Source organism: Collimonas sp. GW821-FHT02H07, from assembly GCF_059421505.1.
In genome coordinates this window covers 78,853-97,687 of sequence record NZ_JBWKVC010000001.1, presented here as the reverse complement: position 1 = coordinate 97,687, position 18,835 = coordinate 78,853, and the positions used below count along the sequence as shown (strand labels likewise).

15 protein-coding genes are annotated in these 18,835 nt (G+C 61.7%); 7 read left to right on the top strand and 8 right to left on the bottom strand.

Annotated features, from left to right (window positions below):
• The first annotated feature begins 68 nt into the window (after positions 1 to 68).
• Positions 69 to 299: a hypothetical protein gene (locus tag AC07V8_RS00465; protein ID WP_494677145.1), complete on the top strand. Its 231-nt coding sequence runs from the start codon at positions 69 to 71 to the stop codon at positions 297 to 299.
• 10 nt (positions 300 to 309) lie between these two features.
• On the opposite strand, the gene AC07V8_RS00460 is transcribed toward AC07V8_RS00465, so the two are convergent.
• Complete coding sequence (locus AC07V8_RS00460) at positions 310 to 1,731, bottom strand: alkaline phosphatase family protein (RefSeq protein WP_494677146.1); 1,422 nt, start codon at positions 1,729 to 1,731, stop codon at positions 310 to 312.
• Positions 1,732 to 2,059: 328 nt separating this feature from the next.
• Here AC07V8_RS00460 and AC07V8_RS00455 point away from each other — a divergent pair, with 328 nt between their 5' ends.
• A complete protein-coding gene (locus AC07V8_RS00455; RefSeq protein WP_494677147.1) occupies positions 2,060 to 3,748 on the top strand; it encodes a peptide chain release factor 3 in 1,689 nt (562 codons plus the stop codon).
• Between the two features lie 107 nt (positions 3,749 to 3,855).
• On the opposite strand, the gene AC07V8_RS00450 is transcribed toward AC07V8_RS00455, so the two are convergent.
• Positions 3,856 to 5,184 carry a dicarboxylate/amino acid:cation symporter gene (locus AC07V8_RS00450; RefSeq protein WP_494677148.1) on the bottom strand — a complete coding sequence of 443 codons (1,329 nt, stop codon included), beginning with the start codon at positions 5,182 to 5,184 and terminating at the stop codon, positions 3,856 to 3,858.
• A 559-nt stretch (positions 5,185 to 5,743) separates the two neighbouring features.
• On the opposite strand from AC07V8_RS00450, the gene AC07V8_RS00445 reads away from it, so the two are divergent.
• The 3 genes from AC07V8_RS00445 to AC07V8_RS00435 all read left to right on the top strand — a co-directional run bounded on the left by AC07V8_RS00445 (position 5,744) and on the right by AC07V8_RS00435 (position 8,356).
• Complete coding sequence (locus AC07V8_RS00445; RefSeq protein WP_211443748.1) at positions 5,744 to 6,484, top strand: acetoacetate decarboxylase; 741 nt, start codon at positions 5,744 to 5,746, stop codon at positions 6,482 to 6,484.
• A gap of 21 nt (positions 6,485 to 6,505) precedes the next feature.
• Complete coding sequence (locus AC07V8_RS00440) at positions 6,506 to 7,288, top strand: 3-hydroxybutyrate dehydrogenase (protein ID WP_098493166.1); 783 nt, start codon at positions 6,506 to 6,508, stop codon at positions 7,286 to 7,288.
• A gap of 105 nt (positions 7,289 to 7,393) precedes the next feature.
• Complete coding sequence (locus AC07V8_RS00435; RefSeq protein WP_494677149.1) at positions 7,394 to 8,356, top strand: hypothetical protein; 963 nt, start codon at positions 7,394 to 7,396, stop codon at positions 8,354 to 8,356.
• 36 nt (positions 8,357 to 8,392) lie between these two features.
• Here the strand turns inward: AC07V8_RS00435 and AC07V8_RS00430 are convergent, their stop codons facing one another.
• The 5 genes from AC07V8_RS00430 to hemC form a co-directional block, all read right to left on the bottom strand.
• Positions 8,393 to 9,715: a hemolysin family protein gene (locus tag AC07V8_RS00430; RefSeq protein WP_494677150.1), complete on the bottom strand. Its 1,323-nt coding sequence runs from the start codon at positions 9,713 to 9,715 to the stop codon at positions 8,393 to 8,395.
• A gap of 222 nt (positions 9,716 to 9,937) precedes the next feature.
• A complete protein-coding gene (locus tag AC07V8_RS00425) occupies positions 9,938 to 11,134 on the bottom strand; it encodes a heme biosynthesis protein HemY (protein WP_494677151.1) in 1,197 nt (398 codons plus the stop codon).
• Positions 11,135 to 11,138: 4 nt separating this feature from the next.
• Entirely contained in the window at positions 11,139 to 12,338 is a 1,200-nt protein-coding gene (locus tag AC07V8_RS00420) for a uroporphyrinogen-III C-methyltransferase (protein ID WP_494677152.1), read from the bottom strand.
• Complete coding sequence (locus AC07V8_RS00415) at positions 12,335 to 13,114, bottom strand: uroporphyrinogen-III synthase (protein WP_494677153.1); 780 nt, start codon at positions 13,112 to 13,114, stop codon at positions 12,335 to 12,337. The genes AC07V8_RS00420 and AC07V8_RS00415 overlap by 4 nt, the downstream gene beginning before the upstream one ends.
• A 49-nt stretch (positions 13,115 to 13,163) precedes the next feature.
• Positions 13,164 to 14,105, bottom strand: a complete 942-nt coding sequence (hemC, locus tag AC07V8_RS00410) for a hydroxymethylbilane synthase (protein ID WP_494677154.1) — start codon at positions 14,103 to 14,105, stop codon at positions 13,164 to 13,166.
• A gap of 257 nt (positions 14,106 to 14,362) precedes the next feature.
• Here hemC and ppc point away from each other — a divergent pair, with 257 nt between their 5' ends.
• Positions 14,363 to 17,230: a phosphoenolpyruvate carboxylase gene (gene ppc / locus AC07V8_RS00405; RefSeq protein ID WP_494677155.1), complete on the top strand. Its 2,868-nt coding sequence runs from the start codon at positions 14,363 to 14,365 to the stop codon at positions 17,228 to 17,230.
• A 92-nt stretch (positions 17,231 to 17,322) separates the two neighbouring features.
• Here ppc and AC07V8_RS00400 read toward each other — a convergent pair whose 3' ends face one another.
• The gene (locus tag AC07V8_RS00400; protein WP_494677156.1) at positions 17,323 to 17,802 is read right to left on the bottom strand and encodes a GNAT family N-acetyltransferase; all 480 of its coding nucleotides are present in this window, start codon (positions 17,800 to 17,802) and stop codon (positions 17,323 to 17,325) included.
• A 268-nt stretch (positions 17,803 to 18,070) separates the two neighbouring features.
• On the opposite strand from AC07V8_RS00400, the gene AC07V8_RS00395 reads away from it, so the two are divergent.
• Positions 18,071 to 18,808 (top strand): GntR family transcriptional regulator, encoded by a 738-nt coding sequence (locus AC07V8_RS00395; RefSeq protein WP_494677157.1) that lies wholly within the window; start codon positions 18,071 to 18,073, stop codon positions 18,806 to 18,808.
• The last annotated feature ends 27 nt before the right edge of the window (positions 18,809 to 18,835 follow it).

Here is an 18,835-nt window from a genome sequence, read left to right as displayed (position 1 = left end):
CGACATCAATGCGTTCGCACGACCTGGATTCTGTTTTCCAACCACTTTTACCGTGACGGAATGACGACATGAAGACTATCCTGATGCTCGCCTTTGCCCTGCCTCTCTTGTCCGCCTGCGCCAGCAGCCCTAGCGATGCCGACGAAGCGGCCAATGCCGAGCCCAAGCAATACCTCACCGGCTCGATCATTCCCACGCATGCCAGGAAGGCAAGCAGCGACCAGGACAGCCAGCCACTACTGCCCGCCAGCTACGGGAGCAATATGACACCTTTCCCTGCCGGCGGAAAAACGCGCTGAACGGCGCCGTTCAAGAATTGACCCTGGTCGGCCGGCGCTTGAAAAAATCCACCGCATGCTGGCGCGTCTGGATCTTGTCCAGCGTGGCGGCGGGGTCAAGGCCGAAACGTCGCGCCGAGCCGCTCACCAGGCTTTTCTGCAGATCGTTGAGCGGCGTTGATGCCGGCGGCGGCAGCCAGTTTGCAGCCGGAGCGGCAATTTGCGGCAGATCGGCGCGCGGCGCAGCCAGCGTCAAGACCTGCTCCAGCGTCGGTGCGGCGGCAATGCGCCTGCTCGGCAACATGTCTGCCGACGCTATGCCGAGCCAGTCGCGCAAGGTCGCCAGTATCGAGGTGTGATCGTAAGGAACGCCGGTGGCGGAGCGGAACACCGTGCCTGCCGCAATATAGGGCGAGACCAGCACCGCCGGCACGCGCACGCCGAAACGGTCGAAGCCGAAACCGCCGTCGCCGGGCGCGCTGGCGGCATCCGGCGCCAGCGCGCCGGCCGGCGGCAGCACATGATCGTAGCAGCCGCCATGCTCGTCATAGGTAATGATCAGCAAGGTCCGGTTCCAGCCCGGCGATGTGCTGACGGCCGTCCAGATGTCGTGCAAAAACGCCTCGCCTGCCTGGATATCGTGCGGCGGGTGCTGGTCGTTCGGTTCCAGCAGGAAGCAAGGCTCGATGAAACTGTAGGCCGGCAGCGTATCGCTGGCGCAGGCGTCGACAAATTCTGTAAACCGGCTGAAATGCGTGTTCAGCAGCGGGTCCCACAGCTTGGGAAACATGGTGCGCGTCAGCGACGGCGTCAACAGCGTATTGCTGTATACCGACCAGCTGCTGCCTATCGCCTGCAGCACGTTGTAGATGGTCGGCACATCCCATTGAAACGGATCCGGCGGGCTGCCGTTGTTGATGCGGCCGTTGGAAGTGCCGGCGTGCGCGAAGGCGCGGTTCGGCCAGGTCTGGCTGGGCACCGATGCGAACCAGGCGTCGGATACCGCGTATTGCCGCGCCAGCGCCGCCAGCACCGGTATCTGGGCGCAATCGTGGCATTGCATGATCTGGGTCGCGTCGTCGGTTGCGGTGCTTGCATAGTTGACGACGAAGCCTTGCATGGGCCAGGACGGCGCGGCGACTGCACCCTGTGGGCCGTACAGCTGATAAGTCACGTTATCGAAGGTTTCCTCAGGATCGGGATCGGGTATGGTGCCGCTGCTCGAGCCGCGCCCGACCAGCGCCTTTTGCGGCGGATCGCCGCCAAAATAGCCCGAATTCACCGGATTCCACATATCCGCATGCAGGCCGTCGAACTGTTTGGCGCTTGCGTTCGGCAAAACCGTTGCCGGCGAACTGCCATTCGCATACAACCAGCCCAGCATATTGTCGAGAGAGCGGTTTTCGAGCATGACCACGACGATGTGCTCGACCTGCGGCAAAATCTTTCCCATGAGCATCCCCTTTGGGAAAAGTGTAGTACGGCTCGGGCGAAGATCAAGCAAACAGCGCCCCCAGCGCTGCAGCACCTGACATAAACAACAGTCGTCCTGGTGTGATTTCGACATCAAATGCGGGCGTGGCTGGCGCCGCATGGCGTAAATCAGCCATGACACCGCCCGCAACGCGGGCGCCGGAAGCGTCAGCCGCGCCGTTACATACGTTATAATCGCGGGTTATTGGAAGCAAATGCTGCCCGCACAGCGGCAGCAGCCACGCTTGCCGTTTTCCCGTATCTCTATTTATCAAGGCAGGCGGCCGAGATCGCCTGAACCACGCATCATGCAAGAACCCGTTTCCGAGCAGCCGGACCTGGCCGGCGCTGACGCTGGCGCGGCCGATAGCGCCGACCTCGTCGCCCACAATGTCTCCGTCGAACAGATCGCCAGCGAAGTGGCGCGCCGCCGTACCTTCGGCATCATTTCCCACCCGGACGCCGGCAAAACCACGCTGACAGAAAAGCTGCTGCTGTTTTCCGGCGCGATCCAGCTGGCCGGCACCGTCAAGGGCCGCAAAAGCGGCCGCCATGCGACTTCGGACTGGATGGACATCGAAAAGCAGCGCGGCATTTCGGTCGCCAGCTCGGTCATGCAGTTCGAGTACCGCGACCACGTGGTCAACCTGCTCGACACCCCGGGCCACCAGGACTTCTCGGAAGATACCTACCGCGTGCTGACCGCGGTCGACTCGGCGCTGATGGTGATCGATGCCGCCAAGGGTGTGGAAACGCAGACCATCAAGCTGCTCAACGTCTGCCGCATGCGCAACACGCCGATCATCACCCTGATGAACAAGATGGACCGCGAAACCCGCGATCCGCTGGAATTGCTGGACGAGCTGGAATCGGTGCTAAAGATCCAGTGCGCGCCGGTGACCTGGCCGATCGGCATGGGCAAGACTTTCCGCGGCGTGTATCACCTGCTGCGCGATGAAATCCTGCTGTTCGCGGCCGGCAGCGACAAGGCTGACCAGACGTTTGAAGTCATCAAGGGCATAGACAATCCGCGCCTGGATGAAATGTTCCCGCGCGAAATCGAACAGCTGCGCATGGAAGTCGAACTGGTGCACGGCGCCTCCCATCCTTTCGACCAGGAGGCCTTCCTGGCCGGCGTGCAGACCCCGGTTTTCTTCGGCTCCGCCATCAACAACTTCGGCATCCGCGAAATCCTCAACGCCCTGATCGACTGGGCGCAGCCGCCCGGCTCGCGCGACGCCACCGTGCGCACGGTGGAGCCGAAGGAAGCCAATTTTTCCGGTTTCGTCTTCAAGATCCAGGCCAATATGGACCCGGCTCACCGCGACCGCATCGCTTTCCTGCGCGTCTGCTCCGGCCACTTCCAGCGCGGCATGAAGATCAAGCACCTGCGCCTGAACCGCGAAATCAAGGTCTCCAGCGTGGTGACTTTCATGGCGTCCAGCCGAGAGCAGGTGGAAGAAGCCTACGCCGGCGACATCATCGGCTTGCCGAACCATGGCAACATGCAGATCGGCGACAGCTTCTCCGAAGGCGAGCTGCTGCAGTTCACCGGCATCCCCTACTTCGCGCCGGACTTTTTCCGCTCGGTGCGGATCCGCAATCCGCTCAAGATCAAGCAGCTGCACAAAGGCTTGCAGCAGCTCGGCGAAGAAGGCGCGATCCAGGTATTCAAGCCGGTCACCAGCAGCGACCTGGTGCTGGGCGGGGTCGGCGTGCTGCAGTTTGAAGTGGTCGCCAGCCGCCTGCTCAACGAGTACGGCGTCGACGCCGTGTTCGAAGGCACCAGCATCAGCAGCGCACGCTGGATCACCTGCGACGACAAGAAGATCCTGGCCGATTTCGAAAAATCCACGGCCGGCAACAATCTCGCTTACGATGCTGCCGGCAACCTGGCTTACCTGGCCACCTCCGGCGTCAACCTGCGCCTGACGCAAGAACGCTGGCCGCTGGTGGTGTTCCATGAAACGCGGGAGCACGCGGTCAAGCTGGGCTAAGCCGGCAAGCTGCGGATGTAAAAAAAGGAGATGCGATTGCATCTCCTTTTTTACTTCAAAAATCCGGCGTTAGCGTCGCGCTAGCATCAATGCCCGCGCTGCCTGGTTTACGAATGCCCGCGCGGGTCAGCCTGCGCCACTGCCGCATCATGCTCAGCCAGTTCCTGCTCGGCATCGACGCCCTTGTTATCCAGCTGACGGTGCAACTGCTGCTCATCCAGCTCGCCAGTCCATTTCGCTACGACCAGCGTCGCCACGCCATTGCCGATGGTGTTGGTCAAGGCGCGCGCTTCCGACATGAAACGGTCGATGCCGAGGATCAGCGCCAGGCCCGCGACCGGCACATGGCCCACCGCGGACAGGGTGGCGGCCAGCACGATGAAGCCGCTGCCGGTGACGCCTGCAGCGCCCTTGGAAGTGAGCAGCAAGACCGCCAGCAGGGTCAGCTGCTGCATCAGCGACATCGGCGTATCGGTCGCCTGGGCAATGAATATCGCGGCCATGGTCAGATAGATCGAGGTGCCGTCGAGGTTGAAGGAATAGCCGGTAGGGATCACCAGGCCGACCACCGACTTCTTGGCGCCGAGGTTTTCCAGCTTGCCCATCAGGCGCGGCAGCACCGATTCCGAGGACGAGGTGCCGAGCACGATCAGCAGTTCTTCCTTGATGTACTTGACGAACTTCCAGACGCTGAAGCCGTGCACCCTGGCGACCACGCCCAGAACGCCGAAGATGAACAGCAGGCAGGTCAGATAGAACGCGCCCATCAGCTGGCCCAGCGACAGCAGCGAACCGACGCCGTATTTGCCAATGGTGAAAGCCATCGCGCCAAAGGCGCCGATCGGTGCGACCTTCATGATCAGGCCGACCATGCCGAACAGCACGTGCGAGAATTTTTCGATGAAATCGAACACCAGCGTGCCGCGGCCGCCGAATTTATGCAGGGAGAAGCCAAACAGTATCGCAATCAGCAGCACTTGCAGGATCTCGTTCTTGGCAAACGCGTCGACAAAACTGCCTGGAATGATGTGGAAGAAGAAATCGACCGTCGATTCCATCTTGCCGGGACCGGTATAGGCAGCGATGCTCTTGGTGTCCAGCGTAGTGAGATCGATGTGCATGCCGGTGCCCGGATGCCAGACGTTAACCACGATCATGCCCAGGATCAGCGCTACCGTGCTCATGATTTCAAAGTACAACAGCGCCAGGCCGCCGGTCTTGCCGACCTTCTTCATGTCTTCCATGCCGGCGATGCCGATCACCACGGTACAGAAAATCACTGGTGCGATGATCATCTTGATCAGCTTGATGAAGCCGTCGCCGAGCGGTTTCATTGCCGCCCCGGTTTCCGGATAGAGATGCCCCAGCACGACGCCGATCACGATGGCGGTCAATACCTGTACATAGAGTGATTTGTAGAGCGCTGGTTTTGCCATTTGTCCTCTCCGATTAGATTACGTTCTTTTTAGAATATCGCCGCTGCCCAGATGACGGCATCGACGTTGATCTTACTGCCTTGCTGCTTATCTTGTTGCGTGCACTGCTGTATTTTTTAGCCATCGATCCGCCAGCGCATCCTCCCCGATACCTGAAACCGAAAGATGGAAAAAAGAGCGCAACTTTATCTGATAACGCTACCACCGCTCAAGTTATTTAAATGCGCCGGCATGAAATTGCATTTTGTGCAATCATCTTGCACTGCACCACTTGAAACGGCGACAGTGAATATAATTGCATTCTGTGCTGTATTGCTCTTCAAGTAAATTCCCGCATGAGATATTTGCCAAACGGGACTTGAGATAGTCTTGTCACAATGTGCGTGTATCTTGGGCCGTGGAGGCGCATAGGTTCAATTTCAATTTGCGCAAGCTGCAATCTTGCGGCGCAACCGTAAACCGGCGCGCCGCGGGAGATGGAAAGTAATGGCAACCTTTCGCTTGTTCAAGCTGTCTCAGACAAGCCGTACAGCAGGTCTTTTCATAACGAGGAAGATATATGACTGAAAACGATGTCCGCAAAAATGCCTTTGCGATGCCGATCCACAACCCGGCCTTTCCACCCGGTCCTTACCGCTTCGTCGATCGCGAATTCCTGATCATCACCTATCGCACCGATCCGGAAGCGCTCAAGAAAATCATCCCGGCGCCGCTGCAGTTTGTCGAGCCCATCGTCAAGTTCGAATTCATCAGGATGCCCGACTCCACCGGCTTCGGCCACTACTGCGAATCGGGGCAAGTCATCCCGGTAACATTGGACGGCGTCGCCGGCGGCTACGTGCACAGCATGTACCTGAACGATCACCCGCCGATCGCCGGCGGCCGTGAACTGTGGGGCTTTCCCAAAAAGCTCGGTAATCCGGAACTGAAGGTCCATACCGACACCCTGATGGGCACGCTGGACTACAGCGATTTCCGGGTCGCCACCGGCACCATGGGTTACAAGCACAAGACGCTCGACAACGACGCCGTCAAGAAGTCGCTGGAAACGCCTGCCTTCCTGCTGAAGATCATTCCGCATGTCGACGGCACCCCGCGCATCTGCGAACTGGTACAGTACAGCCTGACCGACATCACCATCAAAGGCGCCTGGAGCGGCCCCGGGGCGCTGGACCTGCATGCGCATGCACTGGCGCCTATCGCCGACCTGCCGGTGCTGGAAGTCATCTCCGCGGTGCACATTCTGTCCGACCTGACGCTGCCGCTGGGCACCGTCGCTTATGATTATCTCGCCAAGTAACCACATCAATAGAGGAATACCATGTCACTCAAAGATAAAGTCGCACTGATCACCGGTTCCGCCAGCGGCATCGGCAAGGAAATCGCCATCGAATACGCACGCGCCGGCGCCAAGGTCGTGATCGCCGACCTGGCGCTCGATGCCGCCACCGCAACCGCCAATGAAATCACGCAGTCGGGCGGCATCGCCATGGCGGTGGCCATGAACGTCACCGACGAAGCGCAGGTCGACAAAGGCATCGCCGACACCGTCGCCGCCTACGGCAGCATCGACGTCCTGATCAGCAATGCCGGGATCCAGATCATCGCCCCTATCGTCGACTCGACCCTGGACAACTGGAAAAAAATGCTGGCGATCCATCTGGACGGCGCCTACCTGACGACCCGCGCAGCGATGCGCGAGATGATCAAGAAGGGCAACGGCGGTTCGATCATTTACATGGGCTCGGTCCACTCGCACGAAGCTTCGCCGCTGAAAGCGCCGTACGTCACCGCCAAGCACGGCCTGATCGGCCTGGCCAAGGTAGTCGCCAAGGAAGGCGCCAAGAACCAGATCCGCGCCAACGTGATCTGCCCAGGCTTCGTCCGCACGCCGCTGGTGGAAAAGCAGATTCCGGAACAAGCCAAGGAACTCGGCATCACCGAAGACCAGGTGGTCAAGACTGTCATGCTGAAAGACACCGTCGACGGTGAATTCACCACCACCCACGACGTCGCCCAAACTGCGATTTTCCTCGGCGGTTTCGAATCGAATGCGCTGACCGGCCAGTCGATCGTGGTCAGCCACGGCTGGTTCATGCAGTAATCATGACTACCTTGCAGTCATTGGCGTAAACAAAAAGGCAAGAAGCAGTTCTTGCCTTTTTTTATCGATGCGCAATGCTGCAAAACACTGATCCTGGAATTCATTTTGAGCGCATCTGATTATTTGTCCCGCACTGCCCGCCGCTTGCGGCTTACCTGCTGCCTGTTGCTGCTGGCCGGCAGCCCGGTCCTGCCGGCAAAAAACCTCCCGGCGAAAGCGCCCGCTTCTGCGTCCGCTTCTGTGTCCGTTCCTGCGCCGGCATTCGCCAGCAGGCAGGCAGCGCTTGCCGCATTGCCGCCGCTGATGCTGTGGGTCTGGGAACGGCCCGACGACACCCGCTCCTGGCTTGCCAACAGCGCCAGGTCCTCAAAATCCTCCGAAGCAGGCGACGCCGCCAGCGCCGACCTGCAAGCGCAACGCATAGGCGTCGCCGTGCTGGACACCACCGTGCTGCTGCGCGACGGCAGCGCCACCGTGCGGCGCCGCCAGCAGCCCTTGCGCCTGCCGCCGGACTGGTATGCCGCCGGCAGCTTGCAGCCGAAAGCGCCGGTAGTCACCATCGTCCACATCGACATGGCGCGCGCCCCCCACAAGCCTGCTCTCAACGAGCGGCAAAAACAGACCATCGTCAGGGCCATTGCAGCCGCCGCAAAGCGCAGCCCGAGCCAGGTGGTGCAGCTGGATTTTGACGTCGCACATAGCCAGAAACCGTTCCTGGCCGATGTTATCCAGCGCAGCCGGATTGCGCTGCCGGACAATGTCGCGCTGTCGATCACTGCCCAGGCGTCCTGGTGCGTCGGCGACGCCTGGCTGGCCGACCTGCCGGTCGACGAGGTCGTGCCGATGGCCTTCCGCATGGGCGGAGAGGCCAAACGCACGCAAGAAATATTGATCAATGAAGGACGCTTCCCGCGCCCCGAATGCCAGCCTAGCCTGGGGCTCTCGCTGGATGAACAGCCATGGCCTGACAAGCTGCGCAGCCAGCGCCTCTACCTGTTCAACCGCGCCGCCTGGTCGGCCACGCCGATGGCAAGCTGGTCGGTGCGGCTGGGGGCGTTTCTGCCGTAATCGATCAATAGCGCGGCTATGGCGCCTATCTGAACATTATCCGAGGTCGAGCGCACGCGGCGCCGGATACACCTTCACCAGCACGATGCGCGGACCGTTCATTTTCTTGACCACGATGTCGAAGCCATCGAACCCGATCTTCTGCCCTTCATGCGGCAGATCGCCCAGCTTGGCCATGATCAGGCCGCCGACCGAGTCGACGTCTTCATCGCCGTCGATGACGACGTCGATGCCGAGGATGCGCTCGAGGCTGAAGATCGGCAGGCTGCCCTTGCCCAGCAAGGTGCCGTCGTCGAGGCGGCTCCACTCATTGTCGTTGCGGCGGAATTCGTCGCGGATCTCGCCCACCATCGCGCCCAGTATGTTGTCGAGCGTGATGAAACCTTCCGGCTTGCTGCCTTTTTTGCCGATGATGGCGAAATGCGGCGCGCCGGTACGGAAACGGCGGAACAGTTCGAGCGCCGGCATGCGCGGCGAGACGTACTCCACCGGCCGCAGGAAAGCGTTCAGGCCGTCGATCGGCTTGCCTTCCTGCTGCGCGATGAACAAGTCCTTGAGATGGATCACGCCCAGCACGTTGACGCCGTCCTGGCCGAAGAACGGGTAGCGGCTGAAGCGGTGGCGATAAATGGTCTGCAGGTTTTCCTGCAAGCTGGCGGCCTGGTGCAGCGCCGTGATCTCATTGATCGGGCGCATCAGGTCGGACACTTCCAGCTCGCTGAAATCGAGCGACTGCGCCAGTACGTTCCATTCGTCGCGGTTGAATTTTTCGCCGGTGTGGCTGCCGCGCAGGATCAGCTTCAGTTCATCGGCCGAATACTGTGCATCGTGGCCATGGGCGGCGGCCAGGCCGGCCAGGCGCAGAATCCAGTTGGCGCTGGCGTTGAGCGCCCAGATGGCGGGATACATGGCCCAGTAAAAACCGTACAGCGGCAAGGCGCACCACAGGCCGATGACTTCCGGGTTGCGGATGGCGACGGTCTTCGGCGCCAGTTCGCCGATCACGATGTGGAGAAAGGAAATCAGGAAGAAGGCAAAGAAAAACGAAACGCCGTGTATCAGCTCCGGCGAACTGACGCCGAGCAGGCCGAACAGCGGCTGCAGCAGGCTGGCGAAGGCCGGCTCGCCGATCCAGCCGAGGCCGAGCGAAGCAAGGGTAATACCGAGTTGGCAGGCGGACAGGTAAGCGTCCAGCTGGCGGTGCACGATGGCCAGGATGCGGCCGCGCAAGCCTTGGGTCTTGGCGATGGCGCGGATGCGCGTCTGGCGTAATTTGACTAAACCGAATTCGGCAGCAACGAAAAAACCGTTGAGGGCGACCAAAAATAATGCTGCGATAACCAGTAGCAGGTTGTTCAATGAATCTCTTTCACAGGTAACGACGGAGCATTAGTATAGGCGACCATGGCCATTTCGACAAAATCGGTGTTGTTGGCGCTTAGGGAGCCGGTTTGACAACAGAACAAAGCCCGTCAATAAAAATGGGGCAGAGTCATTTACGCGACGTAGGGTGGGCACGCAGTGCCCACCTAGTGCTTAAATTTTGAGATCACACGTGGGCACTGCGTGCCCACCCTACAGCTACAGCGCTGTCGCCAGCGCACACTGCCGGTAGTGCTCGGCCGCCAGTGCCGGCTGATCGATCGCTTCGTGCAACTGTCCCAGCCGCAGATGCGCCTCACGCACCGTGGCCGGCGCTACCGCATCCGACAAAGCCTGTTCCAGGTGACGCTGGGCCTTGCCCCACAATTTCTGCTTGAAACAGAAGCTGCCCAGGGTCAGCGCCAGCTCGGCGTCGTTCGGCGCCTTGGCGGCCCAGCGTTCGCAATGCTCGATCTGCGCTAGCAATTCCGGCGTACCTTCGGCCGCGACGGCGTCGCGGTAGGTCGCCAGCAGGCGCTGGTCCCATTCCGTCGCCATGGATTTTTCGACGATGGCGCGCGCCTCGGCGTGCAGGCCGCACTTGTTGAAGGCGCCGGCGCCGCGCATGGCGATGAACGGTTTGCTGCGGTCTTCGTTGGGCACGGTGGCCCACAGGCGCGTGATCGATTCGGCATCGTGCACATCGTCCGACAGCAAACCGTCATAAGCCAGTTCGCGCAGGCGCGTCGACAAGGCCGGATGCAAGGCATCGTGCTTGTTCAGCGTACGCACCAGGCGCAGCACTTCCGGCCAGTTCTTGGCCTGCTGGTTAGCCTTCAGCGCCAGCCGCAAAGCGTGGATATGGCGCGTGCCGCGTGCGTTCAGCTCGCTCACGGCTTGCAGCGCCGCCTGCGACTTGTGTTCGTCCACCAGCAGATCCAGGGTGGTGATCAGGCGCGCGGTTTTCAGCGGCTCGTCGTCCTCGATGCTGGCCAGCCAGATATCGCGCCGCTCGGGTTGCCCCATGCGATGCGCGGCGCGAGCGCCGATCAGCGCCGCCACGCCCAGGTTGTCCTGCAGTTCGGCAGCACGCGTAGCGGCCTTTTCAGCCTGGCCGAAGCGGCCCTCAAACAGAGATTTGAGAGAATCGCGCAAGGCGTTGTTGGCCGTGGTCTCGCGCTTGTGGCGGCGATAGCCGATCACGCGCGCAGGCAGCTTCTGGGTCACGCGGATCGTGCGGATCACCACATACAGGAGGATGAACAGGAGCAGCAGCAGGACGACGAAGAAATTCAATGACAGGTCGATCCGGTAAGGTGGGAAAAACAGCACCACGTTGCCGGGGTTGTAACGCGCCAACACAGCCAGGCCGATGGCGACCGCAAACAGAGCTACAAGCCGGAGAAAGAATCGCATATGACTATGGCTTGCCTTTGTAAGTACGGATCGCCGTGGGGCTGTCCAGCGCCGGCATGGTGATCGAAAGATTGCTGTTCTGGACCTGCTTCAGCATGGTCTGCACGGTCTGCGTCTGCTTGGCGCGGGTGTCGAAATACTTGGTGATGGTTTCCTGCGCCGCAATCAGGTCGCTGCGGAAGGCCGATTCATTGCGCGACAACAGACCCAGGCGCGCATTCAGCAAGCGCAGCTTCAGGTTCTCGCGGGCGTAGTAGGCCTGGGTCGGCGACAGCAGCAAGGCATCCGGCGTCGCCACCGTGCGCACCCTTATCAACTGGCTGATTTCGGTCCACATTTCAGAGCTCCAGCTTTGCCACAGGTCGTGCACGCGGTTTTTCCAGTCGGTCACGGCAGCGTCGGTGGCGGCCTGCGACTTGGCGATATTGGGGTTGGCGGCAGCCTTGGCTGGCTTGGCCTTGCTGCTGAGCGGCGCCTGGTTGCTCGGCTGGCTGATGCCGGACACCGGCTTTTCATCCGACAGCAGCGGCATGCTGTCGATCTGGCCGATGACGCTGTCCAGGCGCACGGCGATGCCGGTCACGTCCAGCGTCGGCAGAGCCTTGAGCTTTTCGATATCGCTGGCGATGGCGCGCCGCACGATGATGAATTGCGGCTTGTCGGAGCGCGACAGGTTCTTGTCGGCGTTCTGCAAGGCGATCAGGGCGCCCTGGACATTGCCGGCCAGTTGCAGCTGCTGGCTGGCGGTCGACAGCACTTCTTCGACTTCCGACAAGGCTTGCTCGTCGCCATTCTTCGACAGATCCTTGTACAGCTGCTCCAGCGCCAGTTGCTGGCTTTGCGACTCCAGCTGCTTGCTTTCCAGGACGCTGACCTTGCCTTGCAACTCCTTGGCGCCGTCCTGCACCGACTTCACCAGCACCTTGGTTTCGGTATTGGTGCTGTCGCCGGCTTGCAGGCGGCGCGCGATTTCCTGGCGCAGCTTGTTGTTTTCACTATGCATCACCCACCACTGGCCGGCCAGCAGCACGGCCAGCAGCAGCAAAGCCAGGTACACCAGGCCCAGCGGCCTGCCGCCGCCTTTGCCGTTGTTGACCGGATAAGGCTGCAGCACCGGCTGCGCTCCCGAGGACGGCGATGTCGCCGCGCTGGCGGCGGGACCAGCGGACTGGTTCAATTCTGGAGTGGGTATCGATTCGTTCATAGCGGGAATTGTAACGCGGCTAGCAGCCGTTCGTCGCCTGAGCCGGTGAGAGTAACGTCGCTAAATCCAAGCGCATGTGCAGTTTCGGCAATACGGGCATGTGGGACAAGGAGATGCTGCTGTTGGATTTTTGCAACACCGCTGCCGCGGTCGACCTGCCGCGCCAGCTCCAGCAGATGCCGCAGCGCCTCCGAACTGGTGATTATCCAGTCATTCCGGCTGTCCAGCAATTGCTGCAGCCGGGATGCGAGCTCCTGGTCCAGCCGCGGCGCCTGGCGTCGATAGGCGGCAATCGCCTGCACCTGGATGCCGGCCGCCAGCAAGGCTTCGGCAAAAAATTCGCGGCCGCTTTCGCCGCGCACCAGCAGCACTTTGGCGCCGCGCAAGGCGTCCAGGTCGAGCGCCTGCAACAAGCCTTCCGAGTCGGTGCGGGCCGGATCGGGCGGACTGAAGATGGTGGCGTTTTGCGCAGTCAGGCCGTACTGCGCCAGCGCTGCCCGGCTGCCCTCGCCGACAATGCCGATCGCTACCTGCCGCGGCCAGCTGGACACATGGCGCATGGCGGCGTCGATCGCGTTCGGACTGACGAACACCGCCAGGGCGTAGTCGTCGAGCCGCGCCAGCACCGCCTGCAAAGGCGCGCTGTCGCGCAAAGGCAGGATTTCCAGCAAGGGGAAGACAACAGGCTGGCGCCCGCGCGCCGCAATCTGCTGCGCCAGCGCCGCGGCTTGCGCCGCCGGCCTGGTGATGATGATGGGAGATGAGCTAGGCGACATAGACACTAGATGGCTGGCCGCGCTGCTGGCGGAAATGGCACGCGGCGCACTAGGCCTCCCGGCAAAGCGCAAGAATTGCCGCCGCCCCCTGCGCCGCCAGCTCCTCGGCAATTTTTCCGCCCAGCGCCTGCGGCGCATCGGCCGCGCCGCAGGCGTCGGCGGTCACCACCTGTTTGCCGTCCGGGGTGCCGATCATGGCGCGCAAGCGCATCTGGCCGCCGGCTATGGTAGCGAAGGCCGCCAGCGGAATCTGGCAGCTGCCGCCGAAAGCGCGCGACAAGGTACGCTCCGCTGTCACCGCCTGCGCGGTCGGCAAATGATTCAAGGGCGCCAGGATGTGCTGCAGATCGGCGCGGTCTTCGCAAATTTCAATCGCCATCGCGCCCTGCCCCGGCGCCGGCAAGCTCTGTTCCGGCTCGATCAGCGCCTTGATCCGGTCCGCCAGGCCTAGCCGTTTCAGACCCGCGGCGGCCAGGATGACGGCGGCGTATTCGCCGCGGTCGAGCTTGGCCAGCCGGGTGTCGAGGTTGCCGCGCAAGGGCTTGATCAGCAGATGCGGGAAGCGCGCCGCGATCAGCGCCTGGCGGCGCAGGCTGCTGGTGCCGACCACGGCGCCGGCCGGCAACTGCTCCAGTCCGGCGTAGTCATTGGAAACGAAAGCATCGCGCGGATCTTCCCGCTCCAGCACCGCCGCCAGCGCAAAACCGGACGGCAGATCCATCGGCATGTCTTTCAGCGAATGCACCGCCAGGTCGGCGCGGCCTTCCGCCATCGCCACTTCCAGCTCCTTCACGAACAGGCCCTTGCCGCCCACCTTGGACAAGGTGCGGTCAAGAATTTGATCGCCGCGAGTGGTCATGCCGAGGATTTCTATATTACAGTCTGGATATAATGCAGATAAGCGCGCACGCACGTGTTCCGCTTGCCACATGGCGAGCCGGCTTTCACGCGATGCAATGATCAACTTGGAGGGGGAGGATATTTTCGACACAGGTTCTTTCAGATGTTAGCTATACCGCCTTGATGCAGCAGATGCCGCCGGACCGAGTTATCCGAACGCCAACAAGCCAGATCAAAACCGCGCAACGAAATGCATGATTTTCATCGCGGATTTTAACATGCGCTCCCTGCAGCCTCAGTTGTACATCCTATATCGGAATAGCTATATCGCAAGCGTTCGCCCCTTGGTTAGTATCTGTTACACGCCCTTCGTCCCTCACCCCAGAAAAGCTGATTGCACTCGTTATTATGGCAAAACAATTGAATTCTGCTGTCCAGGTAAAAAAATCCCCCCCCAACAAAGATGCGCCGCTCAAGGAAGATATCCGTCTGCTGGGCCGCTTGCTGGGCGACGTGCTGCGCGAACAAGAGGGCGACGCGGTATTTGAAGTGGTGGAAACCATCCGCCAGACAGCGGTGCGCTTCCGCCGCGAGTCGGACCCGCAAGCCGGCGCCGATCTCGACAAGCTGCTGAAAAAACTCACCCGCGACCAGACCAATTCGGTGGTGCGGGCGTTTTCCTATTTTTCGCACCTGGCCAATATCGCCGAAGACCAGCACCACAACCGCCGCCGCCGCGCCCACCTGCTGGCCGGCTCGGCCGCGCAAGCCGGCAGCGTCGCCCATGCCTTGAGCAAGCTGGACGATGCCGGCGTGTCCGGCGCCACCGTGCGCAACTTCCTCAAGGATGCCTTGATTTCACCGGTGCTGACCGCCCATCCGACCGAAGTGCAGCGCAAGAGCATCCTCGACGCCGAGCGCGATATCGCCCGCCTGCTGGCCGAGCGCGACCGTCCGCTGACCGCCAAGGAACTGCGCGACAACACTGAACTGCTGCGCGGCCGCATCGCCACCCTGTGGCAGACCCGCATGCTGCGCTACACCAAGCTGACCGTGGCCGATGAAATCGAAAACGCCCTGTCCTACTACCGCATCACCTTCCTGCGCGAACTGCCGGCGCTGTACGACGACATCGAAGGCGAGATCGCCACCCAGTTCCCGACCCGCGGCCGCCAGGGCGGCACCGAACTGGCGCCGTTCGTGCAGATGGGCAGCTGGATCGGCGGCGACCGCGACGGCAACCCGAACGTCAACGCCGGCACCATGCAGCGCGCGCTGACGCGGCAATCGACCACCATTTTCGATTTCTACCTGGAAGAGGTGCACGCCCTCGGCGCCGAACTGTCGGTCTCGACCCTGATGGTCAGCGTCAACCAGGAATTGCTGGCGCTGGCGGAAAATTCGCCGGACACCTCGGACCATCGTGCCGACGAACCCTACCGCCGCGCCCTGATCGGGATTTACGCGCGGCTGGCCTCGACCGCGCGCGAACTGGGCGCCACCAACATCCTGCGCCAGGAAGTCGGCGCCGCGGCCCACTATACGGCGCCGCAGGAATTCACCCGCGAATTGCAGATCGTCGAAGACTCGCTGCGCGCGCACCATGGCAGCGCCCTGGTCAAGCCGCGGCTGGCGACGCTCAAGCGCGCCTCCGAGATTTTCGGCTTCCACCTGGCCTCGCTCGACATGCGCCAGAGTTCGGACGTGCATGAACGGGTGCTGACAGAACTGTTCGCGCAGGCGCAGGTGGAAGGCGCCTACGACAAGCTGAGCGAGGAACAGAAGATCGACCTGCTGCTGGCCGAACTGGCCAAGCCGCGCCTGCTGTACTCGCCGTATATCGATTACTCCGACGAGACCGTTTCGGAGCTGTCGATCCTGCGCGCGGCCGGCGAGATGCGCAAGCGCTACGGCGCGCGCTCGATCCGCAACTACATCATCTCGCACACCGAGACCGTGTCGGACCTGCTGGAAGTGTTGCTGCTGCAGCAGGAAACCGGCTTGCTGCGTCCCGACAACAAGGACAAGGCCGCCAAGGATGGCAAGGATGGCGGCGTGCTGGAAGTGATGGTGATCCCGCTGTTCGAAACCATTCCCGACCTGCGCCGCGCGGCTGCGATCATGGAACAGTTCATGGCGCTGCCGCCGGTGGCGCGCCTGATCGCCAGGCAAGGCAAGCTGCAGGAAGTGATGCTGGGCTATTCCGACTCCAACAAGGACGGCGGCTTCCTCACCTCCAACTGGGAACTGTACAAGGCTGAGATCCAGCTGGTGCGCGTGTTCGACCAGGCCGGCGTCAAGCTGCGCCTGTTCCACGGCCGCGGCGGCACCGTCGGCCGCGGCGGCGGTCCAAGCTACCAGGCGATCCTGGCGCAACCGCCAGGCACCGTCAACGGCCAGATCCGCCTGACCGAACAAGGCGAAATCATCGCTTCCAAGTTCTCCAATCCGGAAATCGGCCGCCGCAACCTGGAGCTGCTGGTGGCGGCGACGCTGGAAGCGAGCCTGATGCCGAACACCGCCGACGGCAAGCAGATGAAAAAGCTGGGCGAGTTCGAAGAGCTGATGGATGGCTTGTCGGAACGCGCTTACCAGTCGTACCGTAACCTGGTGTATGAAACCCCAGGCTTCACCGACTACTTCTTCGCCGCCACGCCGATCGCCGAAATCGCCGAACTGAACATCGGTTCGCGCCCAGCCTCGCGCAAATCGACGCGCCGCATCGAAGACTTGCGGGCGATTCCATGGGGCTTTTCCTGGGGCCAGTGCCGCTTGCTGCTGCCGGGCTGGTACGGCTTCGGCAGTGCCATCGAGAGCTGGCTGGAGGAAGGAAAAGACGCCAAGCTGAAGAGCCAGAAGCTGGCGACCCTGCGCGCCATGTACAAGGAATGGCCGTTCTTCGCCACCCTGCTGTCGAACATGGACATGGTGCTATCGAAAACCGACCTGGCGGTGGCCTCGCGCTACGCCGGGCTGGTCACCGACCGCAAGCTGCGCAACAGCATCTTCAAGCGCATCGTCGACGAGCATGAGCGCACCAGCAGCATCCTGTCCGCCATCACCGGCGCCAAGGACCGCCTGTCCGGCAATCCGCTGCTGGCCCGTTCGATCAAGAACCGCTTCGCCTACCTCGATCCGCTGAATCACTTGCAGGTCGAGCTGATCAAGCGCCACCGCAGCGTGACCGCGGCCGGCCGCACGACAGAAGAACGCGTGAAGCGCGGCATCCATCTGAGCATCAACGGGATTGCTGCGGGCTTGCGCAATACCGGCTAAGCGTCCGCAAACAAGGGGAACCAGCCGAAGCCGGCTCCCCTTTCAGTTCATAACATTGTTTATCGACCGCTGTTCACGCATATTCACGCCATTCATAGCTTCTTCTGCAACAGCATGGCCTTGCCCATGGCCGGATTCAATTCATAGCCGGCAAAGCCGCTCGCCTTGTACAGGGCCTGCGCCGGCAGATTGCGCTCCAACACCTCCAGCGTGATCTTGCAGCAGCCGAGGCCGATGGCGACCTGTTCGACCTGTTGCATCAGCAATCTGGAAATCCCCCGGCCGCGGAATGCCTCGGCCACCGCCAGGTCATGGATGTTCAGCAGCGGCTGGCAGGCGAAAGTGGAAAATCCCTCTATGCAGATGGCCAGGCCGGCGGGCAGGTCATCGACAAACGCCAGCACCACGTGCACATCGCTCCGTTTGCTGAGCGCGGCGATCAGGTTGGCTTTGGCGAAGTCGGTCAATTGCTGGCCGCCGCCCATGGCATCCATGGCGTAGCCATTCAACAGTTCGACAATGGCGTCGGCGTGGCGGGGATTGGATAAATCAGCGTTGACTATCTGGGTCATTTCTCGATCCTGGTGAGTGCTTCAAAATACGTCAAAAACAGCTTCGCAGATGTCCGTCATTTTGCCATGCGCGAGACAGGCACATCGTGCCTTCTTGATATCCGGACGTGTCCGGCACACATGCCAAAAAAGCGCAGCCACGCCCCTTTTTAGTGACAATTCTCGGCACCAAATACCAATTTGGTGAACTGATACATCAATCTTGTATATCAGTTTGGTGCACCAGCTAGGGTTGGCAGCCTGGCACACGAATTGCTGTGCCATCAAGATGACCGCCGCCCCAAAATCCTCCACCCAGATCGCCGAACGGATCACCGAAGCGATGCTGGCGCGCAAACTTGCGCCCGGCACCCGTCTGGGCGAGCAGCAGCTGGCGGAATTGTTTGGCGTCAGCCGCACCCAGATCCGCGAAGCCCTGACACGGCTGGTGACGCGCGGGATCGTCACGGTCAGCGCGCGCCGCGGCTGGTACGTGATCGAACCAACCCCGGAAGATGCACGCGCAGCCTTTGAAGCACGGCGGGTGCTGGAGCTGGGCCTGCTGCGCCATGCGCGGCCGATCAGCCCGGAAGCGATCCGCGCCCTGCGCCTGCACGTCGAGCGTGAACAGGCGGCGCTGGAAGGCGACGACGTCGCCAGCCGCAGCTTCCTGCTGGGCGACTTCCACGTCTGCCTGTGCGAATCGTTCGGCAATCCCTTGCTGGCCGACACGCTGCGCGACCTGACCACGCGCACCACGCTGACCGCCATGCAATACCAGTCCTCGCATCACGCCAGGCAATCCTGCGCTGAACACGTCGGCATCGTTGCGGCGCTGGAAAACGGCGACCTGGAGCAGGCCGAACAACTGATGCACAGCCACCTGTGCAATGTAGAAGCGGGCCTGGAAGAGTCGCTGCACAGTGGCCGTGGCCCGCTGTCGCCGCTGCAGCAGGCGCTGGCGCCGCTCAATGAAAATTTCGACAAGCAGTCATTCGCAATACCACCCCAGCTGAAGGAGTTTTAACATGAAATTTCCCAAGATTCTGTTTGC

Coding starts and splice junctions, on each gene's coding strand:
- AC07V8_RS00465 (WP_494677145.1), top strand. CDS start 69: ATGAAGACTATCCTGATGCTCGCCTTTGCCCTGCCTCTCTTGTCCGCC.
- AC07V8_RS00460 (WP_494677146.1), bottom strand. CDS start 1,731: ATGGGAAAGATTTTGCCGCAGGTCGAGCACATCGTCGTGGTCATGCTC.
- AC07V8_RS00455 (WP_494677147.1), top strand. CDS start 2,060: ATGCAAGAACCCGTTTCCGAGCAGCCGGACCTGGCCGGCGCTGACGCT.
- AC07V8_RS00450 (WP_494677148.1), bottom strand. CDS start 5,184: ATGGCAAAACCAGCGCTCTACAAATCACTCTATGTACAGGTATTGACC.
- AC07V8_RS00445 (WP_211443748.1), top strand. CDS start 5,744: ATGACTGAAAACGATGTCCGCAAAAATGCCTTTGCGATGCCGATCCAC.
- AC07V8_RS00440 (WP_098493166.1), top strand. CDS start 6,506: ATGTCACTCAAAGATAAAGTCGCACTGATCACCGGTTCCGCCAGCGGC.
- AC07V8_RS00425 (WP_494677151.1), bottom strand. CDS start 11,134: ATGCGATTCTTTCTCCGGCTTGTAGCTCTGTTTGCGGTCGCCATCGGC.
- AC07V8_RS00420 (WP_494677152.1), bottom strand. CDS start 12,338: ATGAACGAATCGATACCCACTCCAGAATTGAACCAGTCCGCTGGTCCC.
- AC07V8_RS00415 (WP_494677153.1), bottom strand. CDS start 13,114: ATGTCGCCTAGCTCATCTCCCATCATCATCACCAGGCCGGCGGCGCAA.
- ppc (WP_494677155.1), top strand. CDS start 14,363: ATGGCAAAACAATTGAATTCTGCTGTCCAGGTAAAAAAATCCCCCCCC.
- AC07V8_RS00400 (WP_494677156.1), bottom strand. CDS start 17,802: ATGACCCAGATAGTCAACGCTGATTTATCCAATCCCCGCCACGCCGAC.
- AC07V8_RS00395 (WP_494677157.1), top strand. CDS start 18,071: ATGACCGCCGCCCCAAAATCCTCCACCCAGATCGCCGAACGGATCACC.